The sequence below is a fragment of the Hungatella sp. L36 genome (assembly GCF_014288035.1).
The window spans coordinates 70,312-95,413 of record NZ_JACOPC010000006.1 but is presented as its reverse complement, the minus strand read 5'-3'; the positions used below and the strand labels follow the sequence as shown (position 1 = coordinate 95,413).

Annotated in this window: 23 protein-coding genes; all 23 read left to right on the top strand. The window is 52.8% G+C overall.

What is annotated here, in order from left to right; translation table 11 throughout:
• Window positions 1–19 precede the first annotated feature (19 nt).
• The 23 genes from H8S80_RS16055 (at window position 20) to H8S80_RS15945 (ending at window position 25,097) form a co-directional block, all read left to right on the top strand.
• A complete protein-coding gene (locus H8S80_RS16055; RefSeq protein ID WP_117633298.1) occupies window positions 20–1,690 on the top strand; it encodes a formate--tetrahydrofolate ligase in 1,671 nt (556 codons plus the stop codon).
• Window positions 1,691–1,700: 10 nt separating this feature from the next.
• Window positions 1,701–3,170: a UDP-N-acetylmuramoyl-L-alanyl-D-glutamate--2,6-diaminopimelate ligase gene (locus H8S80_RS16050; protein ID WP_117633299.1), complete on the top strand. Its 1,470-nt coding sequence runs from the start codon at window positions 1,701–1,703 to the stop codon at window positions 3,168–3,170.
• A gap of 148 nt (window positions 3,171–3,318) precedes the next feature.
• Window positions 3,319–4,710, top strand: coding sequence for a UDP-N-acetylmuramoyl-tripeptide--D-alanyl-D-alanine ligase (locus tag H8S80_RS16045; RefSeq protein ID WP_117633300.1), 1,392 nt, complete (start codon window positions 3,319–3,321; stop codon window positions 4,708–4,710).
• 2 nt (window positions 4,711–4,712) lie between these two features.
• Window positions 4,713–5,102, top strand: coding sequence for a nuclear transport factor 2 family protein (locus H8S80_RS16040; RefSeq protein ID WP_002603930.1), 390 nt, complete (start codon window positions 4,713–4,715; stop codon window positions 5,100–5,102).
• Between the two features lie 64 nt (window positions 5,103–5,166).
• Entirely contained in the window at window positions 5,167–6,174 is a 1,008-nt protein-coding gene (locus H8S80_RS34855; RefSeq protein WP_117633301.1) for a GNAT family N-acetyltransferase, read from the top strand.
• A 23-nt stretch (window positions 6,175–6,197) separates the two neighbouring features.
• Entirely contained in the window at window positions 6,198–6,731 is a 534-nt protein-coding gene (locus H8S80_RS16030) for a cysteine hydrolase family protein (RefSeq protein ID WP_055652858.1), read from the top strand.
• Window positions 6,732–6,817: 86 nt separating this feature from the next.
• Window positions 6,818–7,681, top strand: coding sequence for a cytosolic protein (locus H8S80_RS16025; RefSeq protein ID WP_117633302.1), 864 nt, complete (start codon window positions 6,818–6,820; stop codon window positions 7,679–7,681).
• Between the two features lie 18 nt (window positions 7,682–7,699).
• Window positions 7,700–8,563 carry an NAD-dependent epimerase/dehydratase family protein gene (locus H8S80_RS16020; RefSeq protein ID WP_117633303.1) on the top strand — a complete coding sequence of 288 codons (864 nt, stop codon included), beginning with the start codon at window positions 7,700–7,702 and terminating at the stop codon, window positions 8,561–8,563.
• A 203-nt stretch (window positions 8,564–8,766) separates the two neighbouring features.
• Window positions 8,767–10,995: a replication restart helicase PriA gene (gene priA, locus H8S80_RS16015; protein ID WP_117633304.1), complete on the top strand. Its 2,229-nt coding sequence runs from the start codon at window positions 8,767–8,769 to the stop codon at window positions 10,993–10,995.
• 179 nt (window positions 10,996–11,174) lie between these two features.
• The gene (gene def, locus H8S80_RS16010; protein ID WP_025529292.1) at window positions 11,175–11,669 is read left to right on the top strand and encodes a peptide deformylase; all 495 of its coding nucleotides are present in this window, start codon (window positions 11,175–11,177) and stop codon (window positions 11,667–11,669) included.
• 1 nt (window position 11,670) lies between these two features.
• On the top strand, window positions 11,671–12,609 hold the full coding sequence (gene fmt / locus H8S80_RS16005) for a methionyl-tRNA formyltransferase (protein ID WP_181988042.1): 939 nt from the start codon (window positions 11,671–11,673) through the stop codon (window positions 12,607–12,609).
• A 3-nt stretch (window positions 12,610–12,612) separates the two neighbouring features.
• Entirely contained in the window at window positions 12,613–13,329 is a 717-nt protein-coding gene (locus H8S80_RS16000; RefSeq protein WP_002603938.1) for a zinc metallopeptidase, read from the top strand.
• On the top strand, window positions 13,322–14,650 hold the full coding sequence (gene rsmB, locus H8S80_RS15995; protein ID WP_117633306.1) for a 16S rRNA (cytosine(967)-C(5))-methyltransferase RsmB: 1,329 nt from the start codon (window positions 13,322–13,324) through the stop codon (window positions 14,648–14,650). The genes H8S80_RS16000 and rsmB overlap by 8 nt, the downstream gene beginning before the upstream one ends.
• A 5-nt stretch (window positions 14,651–14,655) precedes the next feature.
• Window positions 14,656–15,717, top strand: coding sequence for a dual-specificity RNA methyltransferase RlmN (gene rlmN / locus H8S80_RS15990; protein WP_029466339.1), 1,062 nt, complete (start codon window positions 14,656–14,658; stop codon window positions 15,715–15,717).
• Window positions 15,714–16,457, top strand: coding sequence for a Stp1/IreP family PP2C-type Ser/Thr phosphatase (locus H8S80_RS15985; RefSeq protein ID WP_002603941.1), 744 nt, complete (start codon window positions 15,714–15,716; stop codon window positions 16,455–16,457). The genes rlmN and H8S80_RS15985 overlap by 4 nt, the downstream gene beginning before the upstream one ends.
• On the top strand, window positions 16,454–18,643 hold the full coding sequence (gene pknB / locus H8S80_RS15980; RefSeq protein ID WP_117633307.1) for a Stk1 family PASTA domain-containing Ser/Thr kinase: 2,190 nt from the start codon (window positions 16,454–16,456) through the stop codon (window positions 18,641–18,643). Before H8S80_RS15985 ends, pknB begins: the two co-directional genes overlap by 4 nt.
• Window positions 18,644–18,653: 10 nt before the next feature.
• Complete coding sequence (rsgA, locus tag H8S80_RS15975; RefSeq protein WP_117633308.1) at window positions 18,654–19,529, top strand: ribosome small subunit-dependent GTPase A; 876 nt, start codon at window positions 18,654–18,656, stop codon at window positions 19,527–19,529.
• A gap of 1 nt (window position 19,530) precedes the next feature.
• A complete protein-coding gene (gene rpe / locus H8S80_RS15970) occupies window positions 19,531–20,190 on the top strand; it encodes a ribulose-phosphate 3-epimerase (protein ID WP_117633309.1) in 660 nt (219 codons plus the stop codon).
• Window positions 20,187–20,834 (top strand): thiamine diphosphokinase, encoded by a 648-nt coding sequence (locus H8S80_RS15965; RefSeq protein ID WP_117633310.1) that lies wholly within the window; start codon window positions 20,187–20,189, stop codon window positions 20,832–20,834. The genes rpe and H8S80_RS15965 overlap by 4 nt, the downstream gene beginning before the upstream one ends.
• A gap of 396 nt (window positions 20,835–21,230) precedes the next feature.
• Window positions 21,231–21,821: an ECF transporter S component gene (locus H8S80_RS15960; protein WP_002603946.1), complete on the top strand. Its 591-nt coding sequence runs from the start codon at window positions 21,231–21,233 to the stop codon at window positions 21,819–21,821.
• Entirely contained in the window at window positions 21,821–22,660 is an 840-nt protein-coding gene (locus H8S80_RS15955) for a pyridoxamine kinase (protein ID WP_038258613.1), read from the top strand. Before H8S80_RS15960 ends, H8S80_RS15955 begins: the two co-directional genes overlap by 1 nt.
• Before the next feature lie 77 nt (window positions 22,661–22,737).
• The gene (gene serS / locus H8S80_RS15950; protein WP_002603948.1) at window positions 22,738–24,033 is read left to right on the top strand and encodes a serine--tRNA ligase; all 1,296 of its coding nucleotides are present in this window, start codon (window positions 22,738–22,740) and stop codon (window positions 24,031–24,033) included.
• A 242-nt stretch (window positions 24,034–24,275) separates the two neighbouring features.
• Window positions 24,276–25,097, top strand: a complete 822-nt coding sequence (locus H8S80_RS15945; protein WP_117633311.1) for a sugar phosphate isomerase family — start codon at window positions 24,276–24,278, stop codon at window positions 25,095–25,097.
• Window positions 25,098–25,102 lie beyond the last annotated feature (5 nt).

Below are 25,102 nucleotides of genomic sequence, written 5' to 3'. Positions count from 1 at the left end.
AGAAGGAGGACATTCACAGATGAAAACAGATATTGAGATCGCACAGGAGGCAGCGATGATTCCGATTAAGGAGGTGGCGGCTTCCTACGGAATCAGTGAGGAGGATCTGGAACTTTACGGCAGGTATAAGGCAAAACTGACCGATGAGCTCTGGGAAGAGGTGAAGGACAGACCGGATGGAAAATTGGTTCTGGTTACAGCCATCAACCCGACTCCGGCCGGAGAGGGAAAGACCACGACCACGGTCGGACTGGGCGAAGCGTTTGGAAAGATGGACAAAAAGGCCATCATCGCGCTGCGTGAGCCGTCCTTAGGACCGTGCTTCGGCATCAAAGGCGGCGCTGCCGGCGGCGGATACGCCCAGGTTGTGCCGATGGAGGACTTAAACCTTCATTTTACCGGAGATTTCCACGCTATCACCTCGGCGAATAACTTATTAGCCGCGCTTCTGGACAATCACATCCATCAGGGCAATGCTCTGGGAATCGATACCCGTCAGATTCTGTGGAAACGCTGCCTCGACATGAACGACCGCGCCTTAAGAAATGTGGTAGTGGGTCTGGGCGCGAAAGCGGACGGATTCGTGAGGGAAGACCATTTTGTCATCACCGTCGCATCTGAGATCATGGCGATCTTATGTCTGGCCGATGATATGAACGACTTAAAAGAACGATTAGGAAGAATTATTGTCGCATATAATTATGCGGGAGAGCCGGTGACGGCCGCCCAGTTAAACGCGGTGGGCGCCATGGCCGCTCTGCTGAAGGACGCCTTAAAGCCGAATCTGATCCAGACTTTGGAGCACACGGGAGCGATCGTACACGGCGGCCCGTTTGCCAATATCGCTCACGGCTGCAACAGCGTGCGCGCCACGAAGACGGCCTTAAAGCTGGCCGATATTGTCGTGACGGAGGCGGGCTTCGGCGCGGATTTGGGCGCAGAGAAATTCCTGGATATCAAGTGCCGTATGGCGGGCTTAAAGCCGGATGCCATCGTGCTGGTGGCTACGGTCAGGGCTCTCAAGTATAACGGAGGCGTTCCGAAGGATCAGCTGAAGGAAGAGAATTTAGAGGCTCTTGCAAGAGGAATCGTGAACCTGGAGAAGCACATCGAAAACATGCAGAAGTACGATGTGCCGGTTATCGTGACCCTTAATTCCTTCATCACGGATACCGAAGCGGAATATCAGTTTGTGAAGAAATTCTGTGAGGACAGAGGCTGTGAGTTCGCACTTTCCGAGGTATGGGAAAAGGGCGGAGAGGGCGGTATCGCCCTTGCGGAGAAGGTGCTCTATACATTGGAAAACAAGGAGAGCCACTACAAACCGCTGTATCCGGACGAAGCCGGATTAAAGGAGAAGATCGCAGCCGTAGCGAAGGAAATCTACGGAGCAGACGGCGTGTCCTTTGCACCGGCGGCTTCGAAGGCATTAAAGAAAATAGAGGATATGGGATTTGGCGGACTTCCTGTCTGCATGGCGAAGACCCAGTATTCCTTATCGGATGACCAGACGAAATTAGGCCGTCCAAGCGGTTTCCTAATTAATGTGAGAGACGCCTATGTATCGGCAGGCGCCGGCTTCGTGGTAGTACTGACCGGAGCAATCATGACCATGCCGGGTCTTCCGAAGGTACCGGCGGCTAATAATATTGACGTAAATAACGACGGAGTAATCACCGGATTATTCTGATGGAGGATCTATGAAATTCAGAGAGTGGCTTGAAGAGCTGGAATATGACGTAATTTCTGGGGATTTGGACATCGAAGTGGAGGATGTCATCTATGATTCCAGGAAAGCCAGGGAGCATGTGGTGTTTGTGTGCACAAAGGGAACGAAGGTTGATTCCCACGAGTTTATTCCGGAGGTGGTGAAGGCGGGGGTAAGGGTTCTGGTGGTGGAACGCCAGGCCGAGATTCCCGCCGGTGTAACCGCGATCCGTGTACATAGTTCCAGGGAGGCGCTGGCGCTCTTGTCCGCCGCCCGGTTCGGCTATCCGCAGGAGAAGATGATCACCATCGGGGTGACGGGGACGAAAGGGAAGACGACAACGACCCATATGATAAAGGCGATTCTGGAAAGCTGTGGGAAGAAGGTGGGCATGATCGGCACGACCGGTATTGTGATCGGCAGTGAGGTGACGCCTACCATGAACACGACGCCGGAATCCTACCAGCTTTTTGAGAGCTTTGAACGCATGGCGCAGGCCGGATGTGAATATATGGTGATGGAGGTATCATCCCAGGCGTTCAAGATGCACCGTGTGGATGGCATCCGTTTTGATTACGGCTTGTTCACCAACATTTCTCCGGATCATATCGGACCGGATGAGCACGCAGATTTTAATGAATACTTATATTATAAATCACAGCTGCTGGACCGCTGCCGGATCGGCATTGTGAACCGGGATGACGAGCATTACCACGAGATTATCAAAGACGCCTCCTGCGAACTGACCTCCTTCAGCCTGGAGCAGGAAGCGGATTTCATGGCAAAGCAGATTCACTACGTGAGCGAGCCGGAATTTGTGGGGCTTGAATTCAATGTGGCGGGGCGGTATGCGCTGGAGGCCCGGGTGAATATACCCGGCAGATTCAATGTATATAATGCGCTGGCAGCCATCAGCGTATGCAGCTTTTTAGACCTTCCCAAGGAAAACGTGCGCCATGCGCTGGAGCATCTGAGCGTCAACGGGCGCATGGAGATCGTGTATGCGTCGAAGAAGTGCACGGTGATTGTGGACTATGCCCACAATGCGGTCAGCATGGAGAGCCTTTTGGAAACGCTGCGCGAGTATCACCCGGCAAGGCTTGTCTGCGTGTTCGGATGCGGGGGAAACCGCTCGAAGGACAGACGGTACTCCATGGGCGACAGCGCCGGAAGGCTGGCCGACTTCTCCATACTGACGGCCGATAATTCCAGATTTGAGAAGACCGAGGATATCATCGCGGATATCCGCTCCTCAATCGAAAAGACCGGCGGTGACTTTATTGAGATTCCGGACCGGCGTGAAGCGATCGCCTACAGCATGATCCACGCCAGACCGGGAGATATGATTGCGGTCATCGGCAAGGGTCATGAGGATTATCAGGAAGTGAACGGCGTCCGCCACCATTTTTCCGACCGGGAAGTGGTGCTGGAGATTGCGGCAGAATTGGAAAAAAGCGAATAGAGTGATGAAATAAAGTGAATAGAGTGATGGAATAAAGTGAATAGAGTGATGAAAAAAAGATGCCGGAAGTGGTGATCCCTTCCGGCATTTGCTGGAGTATGGCTGATTCAGGCACACTCTAAGTGAAGACAGGAAGGAAGACAGGAAGATGGAACATATCACGGTTAAGGAAATTCTGGAGGCCACAGGAGGAAGGCTGCTCTGCGGCAGTGCGGATACGCCGCTGGACCATTTAAGCATCGATTCCCGGACCATGAAAGGAAATGATTTATTCGTTCCCCTGGTGGGAGAAAAGGTGGATGCCCACCGCTTTATCGGGCAGGCGTTTGATAACGGCGCGGCGGCAACATTTACGAGTGAACACGACGTGATGGATGATAGCCGGCCATGGATCCGCGTGGCTGATACAAAGAGGGCATTACAGGCCCTGGGCGCCTGGTACAGACGCCGCCTGAATCTTCCTCTGGTGGGAATCACCGGCAGTGTGGGCAAGACGACGACGAGGGAGATGGTGGCCTGCGCCCTGTCTGCCAAATACCGCGTCTACAAGACCCCGGCGAATCACAACAGCCAGGTCGGCGTTCCGATCACCATGACGGAGATCTCCAGTCAGGACGAGATCGGCGTGATCGAGCTGGGGATGAGTGAACCTGGAGAACTGACGATCATTGCGAACATCGCCCAGATTCAGATGGCGGTTATCACCAATATCGGAATCACCCACATCGAACAGCTGGGATCCCAGGAAAATATCTACCGTGAGAAGCTGAGCATTCAGGATGGTCTGACGGAGCACGGAATTCTGTTCCTGAACGGAGACGACGATCTCTTAAAGAAGACGACGGCGAGAGACGGTTTTGAAACCATCTACTACGGAACTGGAGAAAACTGTCATTACCGCGCAGTCGATGTCCATCTGGAGAACGGCTATCCGGTATTTACGGCGGTATGCGGAGAAGAGCGTGTACCGGTCCGCTTAAAGGTGATGGGAAGCCATAACGTGGCAAACGCCATGGTGTCGCTGGCGGTGGCCTCTGTCTGCGGAATTCCGATGAGGGACGCTGCGGAGCGGCTGGCGGAATTTACCGGGTTTAAGAACCGGCAGCAGATATACCATGTGGGCGGCATGACAATCATTGATGATACCTATAATGCCAGCCCGGTATCCATGAAGGCCGGCCTGGAGGTATTAAATTCCATCGAAGGTTCGAGAGCCCGGGTGGCTGTCCTGGCGGATATGAAGGAGCTGGGGCCGGATTCCCCGCGGTTCCACTATGAAATCGGGACTTATATCGCCGAAAATCCCGTCGATAAGCTGGCTGTTCTCGGAGAACTGGCCAGGGAAATTGCGCGCGGCGTCAGGGAACAGGCGCCCGGGATCCGCGTCTACGAGTTTATGGACCGGGAGTCCTTGATTGAATGGCTGAAAACGGAACTCAGAGAAGGGGATACGGTGCTCTTTAAAGGCTCCAACAGCATGGAACTGGGAAAAGTGGCAGCTGTATTTTTGGAAAAACAGACAACGGAAAACGGAGTATAGATATGGACAGAGAGGCAGTGATCAGACAATTTTTTCAGGATGTGATCAAGCAGAATGAGGCCGGATTGAAGCGGTGGTTCCGGGAAGATGCCGTGATCCGGTGGCACTGCACCAACGAGCAGTTTACAGTTTCGGAATATATCCGGGCGAACTGTGAATATCCGGGCCGCTGGGAAGGAAACATAGAACGTATGGAGCAGAAGGAGGATACCGCGGTTACCGCTGCCAGAGTCTGGTGCACGGAAGACGGCACTTCCTTTCACGCAGTCTCCTTTTACCGGTTCGATGGGGAGAAAATCGCATCCCTGGAGGAATACTGGGGAGACGACGGTCCGGCTCCCGGATGGCGGCTTGAGAAAAAATTAGGCCGGCCGATTGATGAGAACCGGTGATGCACAGCCAGAACGGTAATACCGGAAACTGGAAGAGGAAAAATCTGATAAAAGGCGGCATGATATGAAACAGGTGGCATTTTATGAAAAGGCAGATGACGAGCTGCTTCAGTTTGCAGTAATCGCTGCGAAATATCAGGGCCGGTGGGTACTCTGCAAGCATAAAGAGCGCAGCACATGGGAGTTCCCCGGCGGGCACCGGGAAGCGGGAGAGACGATAGAAGCCGCAGCGGTGCGGGAGCTGTACGAGGAAACGGGAGCCGCGGAGTACCGGATGGTTCCGGTTTCTGTGTATTCTGTGACTGACCAGGCGCAGTCCGGAGAGAAGCAGGCGGAATCCTTGGGAATGCTGTTTTATGCGGAGATCAGCCGTTTTGACCAGCTTCCTCCCGCGTTTGAGATGGAAAAAATTGAGTGTTTCGAGAAACCGCCGGATAACTGGACCTATCCGGAGATTCAGCCATTGCTTTTTCAACATCTGCGTCAGGCCGCGGCAGCGGAGGAGCAGGGCGGAGAACAGGGCTGTGACAGCAGTGCGAAGGCGCCGGAGAAGCGGCTGATCTCCGGGAAAAAGATGATCTGTGCGGAAAAGACGGAAAGTCTTCTGTACAGAAGGGCGGGAAGCCATGACAGAGAGCTTCTGACCAGGCTGCGGCTGGAGGTGCTGCGTGCCGCTAACGGCCTTGAGGAAGACGTGGATCTGTCCCGGACAGAGCTGGAATCACGCCGCTATTACGAGACGTGTTTTCCGGAAGACAGTCACGCCGCATGGCTGGTCTTTGACGGGGAAGAGGTGGTTGGAACGGGAGCCGTCAGCTTTTACCAGGTGATGCCCACTTACCATAATCCTTCCGGGAAAAAGGCATATATTATGAACATGTACACCCGTCCGGACTACAGACGGCGGGGGATTGCGCGCAGGGTGCTGGAGCTGCTGACGGCGGAAGCAGAGATGAGACAGATTGATGCTGTCATGCTGGAAGCCACTGCTGCGGGACGGCCGCTTTATGAAGCCTTCGGATTCACTGCGATGCGGGATGAGATGGAGCTTCTGGGCGGAAATAAATTCTGAGATACAGGAAAGGAGAAAATAATATGGGGAAAATGGCCGTATTGATTGTTGATGTACAGAAAGCACTGGTGGAGGCACATCCATACAGGGAAGAGGAGTTTTTACAGGAACTGGAGAATCTGGCGGATAGCGCGCGGAAGGCCGGAACTGAAATTATCTATGTCAGACACGACGGCGGTGCAGGAGACGAGCTGGAGAGCGGAACGGAAGGCTGGAAGATTCATGAGGCGGTGGAACCGAAAACGGGAGAACGGATTTTTGATAAGAGCTTCAACAGTGCGTTCCTGGAGACTGATCTGGAGGAGTATTTAAAGGAAAAACAGATTACCGACCTGATTCTCATGGGTATGCAGACGGAATACTGCATCGATGCCACCTGTAAGGCCGCTTTCGAACTGGGGTACGGCGTGGTGATACCGACAGGCGCCACGACCACGTATGACAACGAGTTCATGTCCGGGGAAGCGACTGTGAGGTTTTATGAAGAGAAAATCTGGGCCGGCCGATTTGCCGATCTGATGCCTGCGGAAGCGGTGCTGGGTCTGCTGGGCTGCTGACCGCGGCAGCCGCCGGATGGACATGCCGGCATGCCCGCCCGGCTCACTGGCCGCGGAAATAATAATGACAGGATGGGAAGGAAGAGATGGAAGAACAGACACTTGCAGAACTGCTGTATGATTCTGCATTTTCCGTGAAAAAACAGAGGAAGGGGCGCTCGGAGGAGCAGAAGATCTGGGCCTCCTTCTTAGCGCTGCTGAACCAGGAACTGGACGCTTCCGGATGCGGGGCAAAGGCGGAGACTTACACTGAGTCTGAGCCGTACCGGCAGGCCTGCGGATACCACCGGGACTACGGATACTTTATGGTTTCCTGCGGCGACCGGGGCTCCAGCTCCATCACGATCCTGGAGGAAGAGGCGGAGGCGGCGAAAAACCGCTTTCTGGCTTTTATAATTGAAAAAAAGGCGTATGAATGGGTAGTGAAGGTCTCAGAGCAGGAAGAGGCCTTCTGGAAGTACCACTGCCGGTACGACTACCGCAGACTATGGTTCGGAAAGGCTCTGGAGTGGCTGGCGCCGGCTGTGGACTGGGCGTTTTTTGCACAGTGCGCCGAGCGGTACATCGAACTGCTGAACCGCTGGTTTGCGCGTCCTCACTGGGAGTACGACTACCAGATCAGCCGTATCATTGAGATCAGTGAATCGAGGGAGTATTCGGATTCCAAATACCTGTACCGCATCGAACCGGCAAAAGAGCCGGACCATTCCAGAATCCGGCTGGAGCCGCAGTTTCTGGAAGACGGGGACAGCAGCGGTGCTTTTTCGTTTGAAATCGAAGGGGAGGCGCTGGATATGCGGCGGCTGGAGGAGGAAGTCCTTGTCCTTATGGATCGGGAAGAAGACAACATAGATGCTTACTCGCTGGAAGGCAGATTTCTGTGGAATATCGGAGAAAAGCTGCCGGTTCACCGCCGCTATGATAACCTTTACGAGGATATCTGCGGCTAAGAAGGGAAACATGAAATTATGAAAATACTGGTTCTTGGCGGCACACGTTTTTTCGGAGTTCATCTGGTGAATACACTGCTTTTACAGGGGCATGAGGTTGCTGTGGCTACCCGGGGAAACGCAAAACCGCGCTTTATCGCCCCGGTGGAAGAAATCCGGGTGGACCGCATCCGGGAGGAATCCATGCGCGCCGCATTTTCCGGCAGAGAATTCGATGTGGTATATGATGATCTGGCCTACTGCTCCAATGACGTGAAAACTGCGCTTGAGACAGTCCGGTGCAGGCGGTATGTCATGGTTTCCTCCATCTCGGTTTATGAACTGAAGGAAAATACGAGAGAGACGGATTATGATCCGTACCGGGAAACGCTCATCTGGGGTGGGCGGAGTGCATTCGATTACGGAACGGGAAAGAGGCAGGCGGAAGCAGCTCTGGTGCAGGCATTTCCGGAACAGGAGTCCGTGATGGTGCGCTTCCCCGTGGTTCTTGGAAGGGATGATTACACGGAACGTCTCCGGTTTTACGCTGCCCATACGGCGAAGGGGATTGCCATGCAGGTGGAAAATGAAAACTGTCCCGTAAGCTTCATTTCCGCGGAGGAATGCGGCCGTTTCCTGGCGTTTCTGGCCGATTCAACCTTAGAAGGCCCTGTGAATGCGGCTGCGTCGGGGACGATCACCATCGGAGAGATCATCCGCTATACGGAAGAAAAGACGGGGAAGAAGGCAGTCCTGTCAACGGAGGGGGAAGAAGCTCCTTACAATGGATTTCCGGGATTTTCCATAAATACGGAGAAGGCGGAAGGCGCAGGGTATCATTTTTCCGGCCTTGACACCTGGATTTATCGGCTTCTGGACTTCTATGGGGAGATGGAAGGGTAATCCGGCGTTGACTTTTCTTCCTTAGAATCCTATAATTAGTAACATACAAACCCGACTTGCTTCGATATGATGCGCCTAAGTCGGGTCATTTCATTTCGAAACGGCAGCGTTTCGGAGGTGCAGACTGCCGCACGGCTGAATCATTACAAACGCGGCAGCCGTCTGAAGGGCTGCCAAAATTAAGAAGACAGGAAGTTGACGCAATGACAAAACGATTTGCCCAGATCATCATCGATATTTCTCATGAGAAAGTGGACCGCACCTTTGATTACAGAATCCCGCCCCAGCTTGAGGACCGGATTTCCGTAGGCGTTCTGGTGAAGATTCCGTTTGGAAAGGGAAATTCTCTGAGGAAGGGCTATGTGGTCGGCATCACGGACCACGCGGATTATGATGCGGATAAGATAAAAGAGATCGACAGTATCGTGGAAGGCAGTGTTTCCGCAGAGTCGCAGCTGATTATGCTGGCGTGGTGGCTGAAGGAACAGTACGGTTCCACCATGAACCAGGCATTAAAGACGGTGCTCCCGGTGAAACAGAAGGTGAAGCCGAAGGAGAAGAAGGTCCTGCGCCTCCTGATCCCGGAAGAACAGCTGGAGGCATTGACGGCGGAGGCGGAGAAAAAAAGCTATAAGGCGAGAGTGCGGCTCTTCAAGGCATTGAAGGAGAACCCTTTGATCCCGTATGAGGTGGCGTCAGGCCAGATGAACTTATCAGCGGCAACCTTAAAGCCGGTGATTGAAAAAGGCTATGTGGCACTGGAATCGGAGGAAATCTTCCGGAATCCCGTAAAGGACGCGGGCAGCAGAGTGAAGGCTGTGGACTTAAACGGGGAGCAGCAGGCGGCTGCAGACGCATTCTGTGAGGATTATGAAGCGGGAAAACGGGAGACGTATCTGATCCACGGCATTACCGGAAGCGGCAAGACCGAGGTCTATATGGAGATGATTTCCAGAGTCATAAGTGAGGGAATGCAGGTTATCGTCCTGATCCCCGAGATCGCGCTTACCTACCAGACGGTCATGCGTTTCTACGGCCGGTTCGGAAACCGGGTTTCCATCATCAATTCCAGATTGTCGGCGGGGGAACGGTACGATCAGTTTGAGCGGGCCAGAGGCGGCGATATCGATATTATGATTGGTCCGCGCTCCGCACTGTTTACTCCGTTTTCCAGGCTGGGACTGATTATCATAGACGAAGAGCATGAAGGCGCCTATAAGAGCGAGGTAGTGCCCCGGTACCATGCGAGGGATGTGGCGGTGAAACGGGCGCAGATGCAGAACGCTTCCGTAGTTCTGGGATCGGCGACGCCCTCCCTGGAGGCGTACACGAAGGCACTCCGCGGTGAATACCGGCTGTTCAGCCTGCATACCAGAGCCAAGGCGGACAGCAGGCTGGCCGATGTGGCTGTCGTGGATCTGCGGGAAGAGTTAAAGGATGGGAATAAGTCCATTTTCAGCAGACGGCTTCAGCAGATGATCGGTGACCGTCTGGAGAAGAAGGAACAGATCATGATGTTCATCAACAGGAGGGGCTATGCCAACTTTGTGTCCTGCCGTTCCTGCGGAGAGGCCATCAAGTGTCCCCACTGTGATGTGACGCTGACGCTTCATAAGGACAACCGTCTGGTGTGCCATTACTGCGGCTATTCGATTCCCATGCCGGATAAATGTCCCAGCTGCGGTTCCCCTTACATCGCCAATTTCGGAGTAGGGACCCAGAAAATTGAGATGATGGCAAAAAAGATGTTTCCGCAGGCCAGGGTCTTGCGCATGGATCTCGATACGACTTCAAAAAAGGGCGGCCATGAGGAGATCCTGTCGGCCTTTGCGGAGGGGGACGCCGATATTCTGATCGGAACCCAGATGATCGTAAAGGGCCACGACTTTCCCGATGTCACCCTGGTGGGAGTGCTGGCGGCTGATTTATCGCTGTACACACCGGATTACCGGGCTGCCGAGCGGACCTTTCAGCTGCTCACCCAGGCCGCAGGCCGTGCAGGGCGTGACGCGAGGCATGGTGATGTCATAATTCAGACATACAATCCGGAGCACTACAGCATTGTCACGGCCGCAGAGCAGGATTATGAAACCTTCTACCATCAGGAGATGGCCTATCGCCGTCTGATGAAGTATCCGCCGGTCAATGTGCTGTTCACCGTGCAGATGGCATCGAAATCAGAGGCAGCTTTGGTGGAGGCAGCGGATCGCCTCGCAGCCCATATAACGCCCCAGGCAGACGAGGAAAAAGTCCAGATGATAGGGCCTGTAGACGCCTCCGTTTACAAAATTAATGATATATATAGAAAAATTTTATATTTGAAACAAGAAAATTATGATATACTAATTAAAATCAGGGATAATATCGACTGCTTCCAACAGGAGAAATCAGAGATATTTAAAGGGGTTGTGGTACAGTATGATTTTTCATGAGCAGTGCAAAAAGTGGCATTAAGATATTTTCGTTGTGCTCGCACATAAGAAAATATCTTAGTGACACTTTTTATAGGGCGAAGCCCGTCACCGAACGGGAGCGCAGCGGACGTGAGGTGGTGCACTGCGGACTCCCGGGACGCACAATCAAACTTTAAAAAATGAGAGGATAAACAACAATGGCAATCAGAAAAATAAGAACAATCGGAGACGATATTTTAAGAAAACACTGCAAGCCGGTAAAAGAATTAACGCCGCGCCTCCAGGATTTAATTGAAGATATGTTCGAAACCATGTACGAAGCCTGTGGCGTAGGCCTTGCAGCCCCCCAGGTAGGCGTGCTGAAGCAGATCGTGGTGATCGACGTAGAGGACGGGAACCAGTACGTACTCATCAATCCGGTCATCATCGAGACGAGCGGAAGCCAGACAGGCAGCGAGGGCTGCTTAAGCGTACCGGGAAAATCCGGTGTCGTTACCCGTCCTGACCACGTTAAGGTAAAGGCGTTTGACTGTGAGATGAAGGAATTCGAACTGGTTGGAGAAGGTCTCCTGGCGCGTGCCATCTGCCACGAATGCGACCATTTAAGCGGCGATCTCTTCGTCGACAAGGTGGAAGGCGAGCTGACCGATGTGGACCAGGAAGAGGATGAGACAGAGGAAGGTGAAGAGTAAAATGCGGATCGTATTTATGGGAACGCCCGACTTTTCAGTGCCGGCCTTAACGGCGCTGGTGGAAGCGGGCCATGATGTGATTGCGGTGGTGACCCAGCCGGATAAGCCAAAAGGACGTGGAAAATTAGTCCAGATGACTCCCGTTAAAGAAAAGGCTTTAGAGTATGGAATTCCCGTTTACCAGCCGGTGAAGGCGAGGGATCCGGAATTCGTCAGTCTGCTAAAGGAGATGAAGCCTGACGCCATGGTTGTGGCGGCCTTCGGCCAGCTTCTTCCAAAGACCATCCTCGATATTCCCCCATATGGCTGTGTGAACATCCACGCCTCCCTGCTTCCCAAGTACCGCGGCGCAGCTCCGATTCAGTTCGCGGTGATCAACGGGGAATCCGTCAGCGGAATCACAACCATGATGATGGCGCCGACACTGGATACGGGAGATATCCTGGATCAGGAGTCTGTTGCTCTCGATGAAAAAGAGACGGGCGGAAGCCTCCATGATAAGCTGAGCGCGATCGGAGGACGTCTGATTATAAAAACGCTGAAGAAGCTGGAAGACGGAACCGCCGTGCGGACTGTGCAGGACGAAGAAAAGATGACTTACTTTGGAATGCTTAAGAAATCCATGGGAGATATCGACTGGAATCAGGATGCGGCTTCCATTGAGCGTCTGATCCGCGGATTAAACCCGTGGCCCAGTGCTTACACGAGCTGGGAAGAAAAGACGATCAAGCTCTGGGAGGCCGATGCACTGGAAGAAGAGTATGAGGGAGCCTGCGGTCAGGTTGTGAAAACAGGAAAAGACTGTCTGTATGTAAAGACAGGAAAAGGAACACTTGCGGTGAAGGAACTGCAGCTTCAGGGGAAGAAGCGTATGGATACCGGCGCGTTTCTGCGCGGATACCAGATTGCAGAAGGAACCGTTTTCGAAAGGAGCGTCTGATTCATGTATTATGGCGGCTTAATGGGATATTATTTTGATCCCACATGGATTCTTGTAATTATAGGTGCGGTGCTGTCTATGGCAGCATCCGCAAAGGTGAACAGCACATTCAACAAATATTCAAAGGTCAGGAGCATGACGGGAATGACAGGGGAGGACGCGGCAAAGCGCCTCTTAAACTCACAGGGCATCTACGATGTGACCGTCCGTCCCGTAAAGGGGCAGCTGACAGACCACTACGATCCGAGGACGAAGACCGTCAATTTATCGGAGTCGGTATTCCATTCCACCTCTGTGGCGGCAATCGGCGTGGCGGCTCACGAGTGCGGCCATGCCATGCAGGATAACGTGGGATACGTTCCCCTAAAGCTGCGCGGAGCGATCGTTCCGGTGGCCAATATCGGCTCGCAGGCGGCGTTTCCGCTTATTATTATCGGTGTGCTGATCGGCGGTATGGGATCGCCTCTCGTGAATATCGGCCTGATTCTCTTTTCACTGGCCGTTATTTTCCAGCTCATCACCCTTCCTGTGGAGCTCAATGCCTCCAGGAGAGCGATTACGCTGCTCGACCAGGTCGGTATACTTGGCGGCCAGGAAGTAAATCAGACGAGAAAGGTGCTGGGCGCTGCGGCGCTCACGTACGTGGCCGCGCTGGCTGCTTCCGTGCTCCAGCTGCTCCGTCTCGTGATTCTATTTGGAGGACGCAGAGACAATGACTAACGGAAACAGCAGCCGGGAAATCATCCTGGATATACTGCTCGAGATCCTGGAAAAGGGCGGTTACAGCCATATCGTGCTGGGCCAGGCGCTGAGCAAATACCAGTATCTTGACAAACAGGAGCGGGCCTTTATCTCCCGCACCGTGGAAGGTACTGTGGAATACACCCTTCAGCTGGATTACGTCATTAATTCTTACTCCAGCGTAAAAGTAAAAAAGATGAAACCGGTCATCCGCACACTGCTGCGGATGTCCGTTTATCAGATTCTCTATATGGACCGTGTGCCGGACTCCGCTGTCTGCAACGAGGCGGTAAAGCTGGCGCAGAAACGGAAATTCACCGGATTAAAGGGCTTTGTCAACGGCGTTCTGCGCAATATTTCCAGAAATAAAGAACAACTGAAATGGCCGGATGATTCTGTCCGATACTCCATGCCTTCCTGGATTCTGGATATGTGGAAGGGTACATACGGAGAGGAGACGGCGGTTTCCATGGTAAAAGCCTTCTTAAAGCCCAGCAGGACGGCGGTTCGCTGCAATTTGAACCGGGCTTCGAAGCAGGAGATTATGGAAAGCCTGAAAAATCAGGGCGTTACGGTGGAGGAGACGCCGCTGTCTGCAGCGGTTCTCTATTTATCGAAGTACGATTATTTAGAGAGCCTTGATGCGTTTGCCGAAGGCCTGATTTCAGTTCAGGATATGAGCTCCAGCTTTGTGGGCGAGATTGCGGACCCGAAGGAAGGCGATCTCTGCCTCGATGTCTGCGGCGCTCCCGGCGGAAAGAGCCTTCACGTCGCGGATAAACTGAAGGGAACCGGAATGGTAATCGTCCGTGATTTGACGGAGCAGAAGGTGGCCCTTATCGAAGATAATATTGTTCGGTCGGGCTTTACCAACATCCGTGCCGAGGTGCACGACGCCCTTGTGCCGGATCTGGCGTGGGAAGGCAGGGCAGACATTGTTCTGGCCGATCTGCCGTGCTCCGGGCTTGGGATCATAGGCAGGAAACCGGATATCAAGTACCGGATGACGATGGAACAGATGGAGGAGCTGGCAGCTCTGCAGCGAGAGATCCTCTCTGTGGTTCAGTCTTACGTGAAGCCAGGAGGAAAGCTGATTTACAGCACCTGTACCATTGACCGGAAAGAAAATGAAGAGAATGCGGCGTGGTTTTTGGAGAATTATCCGTTTGACGCCATGAATTTAGAAGGAAAGTTAGGAGAAACACTGAATGCGGCCTCGTTGAGGTCCGGGAATATCCAGCTCTTACCGGGAATCCACCCGTGTGACGGATTTTTCATCGCGGCATTTCAGAAAAAATAAGGATAATGGAAAAGACAGATATTAAATCTCTGAATTTAGAAGAACTTACGGCGTTTATCACAGCCTCCGGCGAGAAGGCGTTCCGGGCAAAACAGCTCTACGAGTGGATGCACAAAAAGCTGGCCCCCGGATACGAGGAGATGACGAATCTTCCGAAGTCCCTTAAGGAACGGCTGAAGGAGACGTGTGACTATACGTCGCTTCAGACTGTGGACGAGAAAATATCCGCCATTGACGGGACGAGAAAGTATTTATTCGGCCTTTCAGACGGCAATATTATCGAGAGTGTCTTAATGAGGTATAAACACGGCAATTCCGTATGTATTTCCTCCCAGGTCGGCTGCCGTATGGGCTGCCGGTTCTGCGCCTCCACTCTGGATGGCCTGGAACGGAATTTAAGGCCGGCGGAGATGCTGGACCAGATCTACCGGATTCAGTATCTCACAGGGGAGCGGATCTCCAATGTGGTGATCATGGGTTCGGGAGAGCCTATGGATAACTATGACAATGTGGTGAAGTTTATCCGCCTGCTGACGGATGAGCATGGGCTGAACATCAGCCAGCGAAACATTACACTGTCCACCTGCGGCATTGTTCCGGGAATCCTTAAGCTGGCTGATGAGGGGCTCGCCATCACCCTGGCCCTCTCGCTCCACGCGCCGGATGATGAGGTGAGAAAGACTCTGATGCCTGTGGCGAACCGCTATAAGCTGAACGATGTGCTGGAAGCCTGTCATACATATTTTGAGAAGACGGGAAGACGGCTGACCTTTGAGTACAGTCTCGTTTCCGGTGTCAATGATAATCTGGAGGAAGCGGCGGCGCTGGCGGCACTGATCAAGGACCAGCAGGGCCACGTGAACTTAATTCCGGTGAATCCCATCAAGGAACGGGATTACGTGCAGTCGGACAGGAAGGCCATAGAGGCATTTAAAAATCTGCTTGAAAAAAATGGAATTAATGTTACTATAAGAAGGGAAATGGGCCGGGACATCCATGGTGCCTGCGGCCAGCTTAGAAAGAGTTTTTTATGTCAGGAACAAAAAGGGAGTGAGAAGACGCTATGAAAGCTTGTGCATTGACGGATACGGGAAGAGTGCGTACGGCCAATCAGGATTACGTATATGCCAGCGTGGAGCCGGTCGGGAGCCTGCCGAACTTATTCGTGGTTGCGGATGGGATGGGCGGTCATCAGGCCGGAGACTATGCCTCCAGATATATTGTAGAGAATCTGGTGTCGTATCTTCAGTATACGGAAAATTCCCAGATTGTTCCGCTTCTGCGGGAGGGCATATTAAAGGTCAACACCATGTTGTACCAGGAGTCGAAGGAGAAACCGGAACTTTCCGGTATGGGAACGACTCTGGTGGCTGCGGTGGCCGATGAGAATACCCTTTATGTGGCCAATGTGGGAGACAGCCGCCTCTATCTAGTGAGAGACAGGATCAGACAGGTGACAAGAGACCATTCCTATGTGGAGGAACTGGTTTCCCTGGGGCGTCTGGAGCGCGGAAGCAAGGATTATAAGGATAAAAAGAATATCATTACGAGAGCAGTTGGGACAGAAGATAAGCTGTTGGTCGATTTCTTCGAGGTAGGACTGGAGCCGGGCGACTTTATTCTCATGTGTTCTGACGGACTCAGCAATATGCTGGAGGACGTGGAGATGGAGGAGATTGTCGGCTCTGATCTGGAGCTGGAGGAAAAAGCGGAGAAGTTGATCACGGTAGCCAATGACAATGGCGGTAAGGACAATATAGCAGTGGTACTCGTTGATCCGCAGATTGGCAGGGAGGTAAGCTTATGATTTTGAGACCAGGGACATTTTTACAGGACAGATATGAAATACTGGATAAGATCGGTTCCGGCGGGATGTCAGATGTGTACAAGGCCCTGTGCCATAAGCTGAAACGGCAGGTTGCCATTAAGGTACTGAAGGAGGAATTCAGTTCAGACAGCGGATTTGTGAGCAAGTTTAAGATGGAAGCCCAGGCTGCGGCCAGACTGTCCCATCCGAACATTGTAAACGTATATGATGTCGTGGATGAGGGAACTCTTCATTATATCGTTATGGAGCTGATCGAGGGCATCACTCTTAAGAATTACATCCTGAAAAAGGGCTGTCTCGACAGCAAGGAGGCCATCGGGATCGCAATCCAGGTGGCGCAGGGGATCGCAGCCGCCCATGAGCAGGGAATCGTTCACCGGGATATCAAACCGCAGAATATCATAATCGCGCGGGATGGAAAGGTGAAGGTTGCGGATTTCGGGATTGCCCGCGCCGCATCCACTCAGACGCTCAGTGCTACGGCTATGGGATCGGTTCATTACATTTCACCGGAACAGGCGAGAGGCGGATACAGCGACGCCCGCAGTGATATCTATTCACTGGGTATCACCATGTACGAGATGGCGGCCGGACGGGTGCCCTTTGAAGGGGAGAACACCGTCACGGTGGCTCTGGCGCACTTAGAAGACCCGATCACACCGCCCAGCTACTACAATCAGGAGATTCCGGTCGGTTTTGAGAACATCATTTTAAAATGTACGGAGAAGAAGCCGGAGTACCGGTACGGGAGCATGCAGGAGGTGATCGCCGACTTGCGGCGCGCCCTTGTGACGCCCGATGAGAATTTTGTGCAGGCGTCAGCTCCGTCCATGGATACATCCCAGACGGTGATCATCGGAGCGCCGGAGCTGGAGCAGATCCGTTCCGGCTCCGGCCGCAGGAATCAGCCGGAACCGCAGCAGAACCGGAACAGCCGCTATGGCAATGAACCGGTGCGGGAACGCCAGCCGGAGCACAGGAGCAGCCGGAATACCGGAAACGCCGGAGGCCCGTCGGGAAGAACGAAGCGGCGGGAACCGGATGAGGAGATCAATCCGGGAATCGAAAAGCTTCTGACGGCAGCGGGCATCGTGGTGGCGGTTCTTATCGTCATCGTCCTTATCTTCCTGGTTACCAGACTTGGCGGGCTGTTCCGTTCCGGAACACCCAAGGAGACGGAGACCACTGTGGAGACTACGATGCAGGAGGAGACGACTCTGGGTGAAAAACAGACCACCATGCCTGAGGTCGAGGGATTGGCAGAAGATATTGCGCGGCAGAAGCTTCGTGAGAACGGCGGTCTGGACATGAAGATCGGCGATTATGAGTTCTCTGATACCGTGAAAAAGGGAGATGTCATTACCCAGACTCCGAAAGCGGGAGAGATTGTAGATAAGTACTCGGCTGTATCCGTGGTCATCAGCAACGGACCGGAGCATCCGGAGATCGATTTAACCACCCTGGGCCTGGATTCCCTTACAGCGGAGGCGGCCAAATCGCTTCTGGAGGGCAAAGGCTTTGTCGTGAATGTGCAGAACCAGAGCAGCGATACGGTAGAGTCCGGCAAGATCATCAGCTACAGCCCGGATAAGGCAAAGGAAGGGGCTGTGATCAGCGTGATCGCCAGCACAGGCCCGGCACTGACCAATCCGGTAACGGTTCCTGATATTACAGGCAAAGGGGAAGAGGTCGGAGAGGAGATGCTGGCCGATCTGGGCCTGGTTTCCGGAACGGTAACGAAGGAAACCTCGGAAGAGGTGCCGGCAGGCACCATCATTCGTCAGACCATTGCGCCCAATACCCAGGTAGAGGGCGGAACGGCCATCGATTACGTGGTCAGCAGCGGATCGGCGGAACAGGCCAAATACAAGTACCTGGCATCCATCGAGAAATCGTATCCGCTCCAGAATTTAATAGGACCGGGATCCGCCAGCACCCAGCTGAATATAAAGATCCAGCTGAAGCAGACGGTAAACGGAAAAGACGAGGTCAGGGATCTGATGGGGCCGGTGACGATCACGGGAGACCAGCAGCTTCCGGTCGTCTTCAAGAACATTGAGGGCGCCTATGGCGTGACCAGCGGTGAAGTGCAGATTGTCAATGTGGACACGGGAGAAGTAATCAATTCCTATCCGGTTACGTTTGTCCCCATTCCACAGTCATAAGGGCTATTGTATGACAGGAAAAATTATAAAAGGAATTGCAGGTTTTTATTATGTGGATAACGGAACAGACGTCTATGAATGCAAGGCAAAGGGCGTGTTCCGCAATAAAAAGATTAAACCTCTGGTAGGGGATAATGTGGAATTTACCGTGTTGAGCGAGGCGGAGAAGGAAGGCAACATCGACAAGATCCTTCCACGCAAAAACGAGCTGGTCCGGCCTGCTGTGGCCAATGTCGATCAGGCGCTGGTGATCTTTTCCATCACCCATCCGGAGCCCAACTTAAACCTTCTGGACCGCTTCCTCGTGATGATGGAGGTACAGGATGTTCCCGTGAAGATCTGTTTTAATAAGACGGATTTAACGGGAGACGAGGAGAGGGACCGTCTGGGGAATATCTATTCCTCGGCGGGCTATCCCGTCTACTTTACAAGTACCTACGAAAACAGAGGGCTGGAAGCGGTTCGGGAGCTGACAGAGGGAAAGACAACGGTTCTGGCAGGCCCTTCGGGCGTCGGGAAATCTTCCATCACGAACCTCCTCTTTCCGGAGGCAGGCATGGAGACTGGAAAGATCAGCGAGAAGATCCAGAGAGGAAAGCATACGACGAGGCACAGCGAGCTGTTTGCCATCGGGAAGGACACGTACATGATGGACACCCCGGGCTTCAGCTCCATGTACTTAGAGGAACTGGAGTGCGGAAACTTAAAGGATTATTTTCCTGAATTTGCGGCTTACGAGGAAGACTGTAAGTTCTTAGGCTGCGTCCATGTGGGCGAGCCGGTCTGCGGAGTCAAGGAGGCCGTGCGCCAGGGGGGGATAAGCGAAAGCCGTTATGACAATTACAAGCTTTTGTACCAGGAATTAAAAGATAAAAGGAGATATTGATATGTTCCTATTAGCACCTTCCATCTTGGGAGCAGATTTTAAACATTTGGAGCAGCAGGTATGCGAGGCCGCGGACGCGGGAGCACAGTACATCCATCTTGATGTGATGGATGGCGACTTCGTTCCCAGCATATCCTTCGGCATGCCTGTGATAGCCAGCTTGAGAAGCTGTACAGATAAGGTATTTGATGTCCATATGATGGTCCGGGAGCCAGGCCGCTATATCGATGCCATGAAAGAAGCGGGAGCTGACATCATCAGCGTTCATGTGGAGGCGTGTACCCATTTGGACCGCACCGTGAACCAGATTAAGGAGGCCGGTTTGAAGGCCGGAGTCGTGCTGAATCCGGCTACGCCTGTCGACGTGCTGGACTGCATCCTCGACCAGGTGGACATGGTGCTGCTCATGACCGTGAATCCGGGATTCGGCGGACAGAAGTTCATTCCTTATACTCTGGAAAAGATTCGTGCTTTAAGGAAAAAATGCGACATGCGGGGGCTGTCCATGGATATTGAAGTGGATGGCGGCGTGACCTGCGATAATGTGCGGGAGTTGATGGCGGCGGGGGCCAACGTCTTTGTCGCCGGTTCCGCGATCTTTAAAGGGGATGTGACGGCGAACACGAAGGCATTTTTGAAGATATTTGAGGAACAGGAATGACGGGCCTTATTATCACCGGCGGAAGCATAGACTGTGCATTCGCCGGTGCTTTTTTAAAGGACAAGACATTTGACATGGTGATTGCCGTGGATGGCGGCCTGGCGGCTGTAAAACAGCTGGATATCAGGCCGGATGCCATTGTCGGTGATTTCGATACGGTGAAGGGCGAGCTTCTGGAGGAATACGGTCAGATAGAGGGCATAACCTTCGAACAGCACCAGCCGGAAAAGGATGAGACCGATACGGAGCTTGCTCTCCGCACCGCCATGGAGGCCGGCGTCAGCGATATGGTTATCCTGGGCGCCACCGGCGGCAGGCTGGACCACTCCATCGGCAATATCCATCTGCTGTACGCGTGCCTGCAAAAAGGCGTGAAGGCTTCCATCGTCGATGAGAAGAACCGGCTCTACATTTTGGATCAGGGAAAGACTTACCGTTCCTCTGAAACCTGGGGAAAATATATTTCCTTCCTCCCCCTTACCGAGGAGGTTCACGGGATCACGCTGAAAGGCTTCAAGTATCCCCTGACTAACTGGGATATCCGGATCGGTACCAGTCTCTGTATCAGCAACGAACTGGAGGCGGAGACGGGGACTATCACATTCCGGGATGGGGTGCTGATCTGCGTGGAGTCTCACGACTAAGTGTTGCAGTTCACGGTTCCACAGGCCTCCGCTTTCCGGTCTGCCCCGGCTGGCTCATGCGGCCTTTCCAGTTCCGGTTTCGGGCATAAGCCCTTCTAAACGTGCAGAATTTTTCTAAAAACCAGAGAAAATGCCCAAACTCGCTGCGCTCAGACAAGTGGGCATTTCCCCTGAACGAAAAATCCCGCGCGTTAAGAATTGCTAATACCCTGCAAAGTCACAGGAAAGGCCACATGAGCCAGCCGGGGCAGACCGGAAAGCGGAGGCCTGTGGTACCGTGAACTGTAATTACTAAACTGGTATGGCCTAAAAAAACAAAACTGGATATTTATATCACTCCACCCTCATGCTAAGATAGGGGACAAGAAAGCATTGGCATCAAGGGAGGAAAAAGAAATGAACAGAACAGACAGTAAAATCAGCAAAATTGCCATGACCGGATTATTCGCGGCCATGTCGTACGTGGTCTTCACGTTCCTGCAGTTTAAAATTACGCTTCCGGGAGGAGACGCGACTTCCATTCATTTGGGAAATGCGGTCTGTGTGCTGGGAGCGCTTTTACTGGGCGGCGTATACGGCGGCCTGGGCGGAGCCATCGGTATGACGATCGGCGACTTATTCGATCCGGTGTATGTGGTCTATGCGCCTAAGACTTTTATTTTGAAGCTGTGTATCGGCCTGATTACCGGTTTCCTTGCTCACAGAATAGGAAAGATCAATGAATCCCATGATCAGAAACACATTTTCAAATGGGTCCTGATCGCTTCTGTTGGCGGACTGCTTTTCAATGTTATTTTCGATCCGCTTGTGGGATACTACTACAAGCTGCTGATCCTGGGAAAACCGGCCGCGGAGCTGGCGCTCGTATGGAATGTGACCTCGACCACCATCAACGCGGTGACGTCGGCCATCGCTTCCGTCGTCATCTACATGCCGCTGCGGAACGCGCTTCTCCGGTCAGGAATGGGAGGAATTTTACGGATATGATATCAGAAAGACATCAGAAAAAAATTGCAGTAATTAATGATTTATCGGGATATGGCCGCTGTTCGCTGACAGTGGCTATTCCCATTTTGTCGGCGCTGAAGGTTCAGTGCTGTCCGGTTCCCACCTCCATTCTCTCTAATCACACCGGATTTCCGGTGTATTTCTTTGACGATTATACGGATAAGATGGGGCTTTATTTAGAAAAATGGACGGAACTGGGGCTGGAGTTCGACGGTATTTTCAGCGGCTTTCTCGGTTCGGAGGCACAGATCGGGATTGTCATGTCCATGATCCGGCAGTTTCAGGGAAAGGATACGCTGGTGGTGATCGATCCGATCATGGGAGACCACGGAAAGGCGTATCAGACCTACACGCCGGCCATGTGCAGCCGCATGAAGGAGCTGGTGTGCCTGGGTGATATCGTCACGCCGAATCTGACCGAGGCATGCATTCTGACAGGCCGGGAATACCGGGACGAAGGCTGGCACAGGACGGAGCTTTTAGCGATGGCGGAGGAGATCCGGGAGATGGGACCTTCCGGAGTCATCATAACGGGAGTGAAGGAAGGTGCGTATCTGACCAATGTCATCGCAGAGCGGGGGAAGGAAGGCGCGTTCTGCCGTTCGATGCGGGTCGGACGGGAACGGCCGGGCACAGGGGATGTGTTCTCGGCCATCGTGGCGGCGGAGGCGGTAAAAGGCGCTTCGCTGACCGATGCGGCGAAGAAGGCGGCACGGTTTGTAAAGCGCTGTATTCTAAAATCGGAGGAGTTAAATGTTCCGGTTCAGAACGGGGTATGCTTTGAGGAAGTGCTGTCGGAATTGATAAAATGGAAATAAGGGGCTTTTCTTTCACTGTAATTTGTAGTATAATCAACGGCAGATTATCATATTGAGGAGAAACCAGGAGGAATACCATGTTAGATTTAAAGTTTGTAAGAGAAAATCCTGAGGCTGTAAAACAGAATATCAGGAATAAATTTCAGGATAACAAGCTGCCGCTGGTGGATGAGGTTATTGAACTGGACGAGTTAAACCGCGCCGCAAAGCAGGAAGGCGATGCGCTCAGAGCGGAACGTAATAAACTTTCCAAGCAGATTGGCGGGCTGATGGGCCAGGGAAAGAGAGAAGAGGCCGAAGAGCTTAAGAAGCAGGTGACAGCGGCTTCCGACCATCTGGCAGAGCTGGAGGAAAAAGAACGGGAGCTGGACGAGAAGATCAAAAAGATCATGATGACCATCCCGAACATCATTGATCCCAGCGTACCGATTGGAAAAGACGACAGCGAGAACGTGGAAGTGCAGAGATATGGCGAACCGGTGGTACCGGATTTCGAGATACCGTATCACACCGACATCATGGAGCGCTTTGACGGAATCGATTTGGACAGTGCCAGAAAGGTAGCGGGCAACGGTTTCTACTATCTGATGGGTGATATTGCAAGGCTTCACTCCTCCGTAATCTCCTATGCACGTGACTTCATGATCGACCGCGGCTTTACGTACTGTGTACCGCCGTTCATGATCCGCAGCGAGGTAGTGACCGGCGTTATGAGCTTTGCTGAGATGGACGCCATGATGTATAAGATCGAGGGTGAGGATTTATACCTTATCGGTACCAGCGAGCATTCCATGATCGGAAAGTTTATTGATACCATTATTCCGGAGGAATCCCTTCCGAAGACACTTACCAGCTATTCTCCGTGCTTCCGCAAGGAGAAGGGCGCCCATGGCCTGGAGGAGCGCGGCGTCTACCGCATCCATCAGTTTGAGAAGCAGGAGATGATCGTTGTCTGCAAGCCGGAGGAGAGCATGGAATGGTACGATAAGTTATGGCAGAACACGGTGGATTTATTCCGTTCCCTGGATATTCCGGTCAGAACTTTAGAGTGCTGCTCCGGTGACCTCGCTGATTTAAAGGTGAAGTCCGTGGACGTGGAGGCATGGTCCCCGCGCCAGAAGAAGTACTTCGAGGTGGGAAGCTGTTCTAACTTGGGCGACGCCCAGGCCAGAAGGCTTAAGATCCGTGTCAATGGGGAGGACGGAAGAAAGTATTTCGCCCACACCTTAAACAACACGGTAGTGGCACCGCCGAGAATGCTGATCGCATTTTTAGAGAACAACTTACAGGCGGACGGAAGCGTAAGAATTCCGGAGCTTTTAAGACCGTATATGGGCGGAATGGAAGCGATTGTTCCGAAGGATAAAAAGTAAAGAGATCATGATATAACGCAGCAGATGTGGCCGGTTTTCGGAACCGCACACCAGCTGCGTTTCTTATAGTTACCCTAAAGGAAATGGCAGAGAAAAACGCTCTTGCTGTTTCCTTTTTCTTTTTGCACATATAATTCGTTGGGTTTTCACAGGATTACCATAAAAGTATGAAAAAAAATCATACTGTGAGGAAGAGAAGGCAGGTGGTATGCTTAAGACATGAAAAGAGAGGGGGAAAGCTTATGAAGCAATGGGAAGAGTATCGTATTCCGGCAGAAGAAGTGAGAAGGATTTCCAGAATACCGATCACCTGTCTGGAGGACCAGACATCCGTATTCAGCCGCATGGCACTGGAGATGGCGGAGAAGATTGAGGACAACAACCGTCAGGGAAAACGGACGGTGTTTATCATTCCGTTCGGACCGACCGGGCAGTATCCCGTTTTTGTGGACCTGGTCAACACCAGGAGAATCAGCTTAAAGAAGGTATGGCTGATTACCATGGATGACTGGCTGGACAGCGACGGCGGACTGGTGGGACTGGACAACATCCATTCGCTGAGGCGGAAGATGAATCAGGTCCTGTATTCGAAAATCGACAAGGGCCTGGTGATGCCGGAAGAACAGAGGATATACCCGGATCCCGGCTGGCTGGAGAGAATACCTGATTTGATTGAAGCTCTGGGGGGAGTGGATATCTGTTTTGCGGGATTCGGCATCAACGGTCATCTGGGCTTCAATGAGCCTGCGGATGTAAGCACGGAGGAATTTGCAAAACTGCCTACCAGAGTTGTGAGAATATCGGAAACCACCAGGACGATCAAGGCTTCCACCGGTGTGAACGGAGCGATGGAGGACATTCCGTTTTATGGAATCACGGTCGGTATGAGAGAGATGCTGTGTGCAGATAAGGTCAGCGTTTACTGCTTCAGGGACTGGCATTCCGGGGCAATCAGACGGGCTGGATGCGGCACCGTGTCATCCGGTTTTCCGGCTTCCCTGCTGCAGAATCATCCGAACGCCGCCATCGTCTGCTCTCCCAATGCCATAGCTCCGTGCTATTAAAGGAG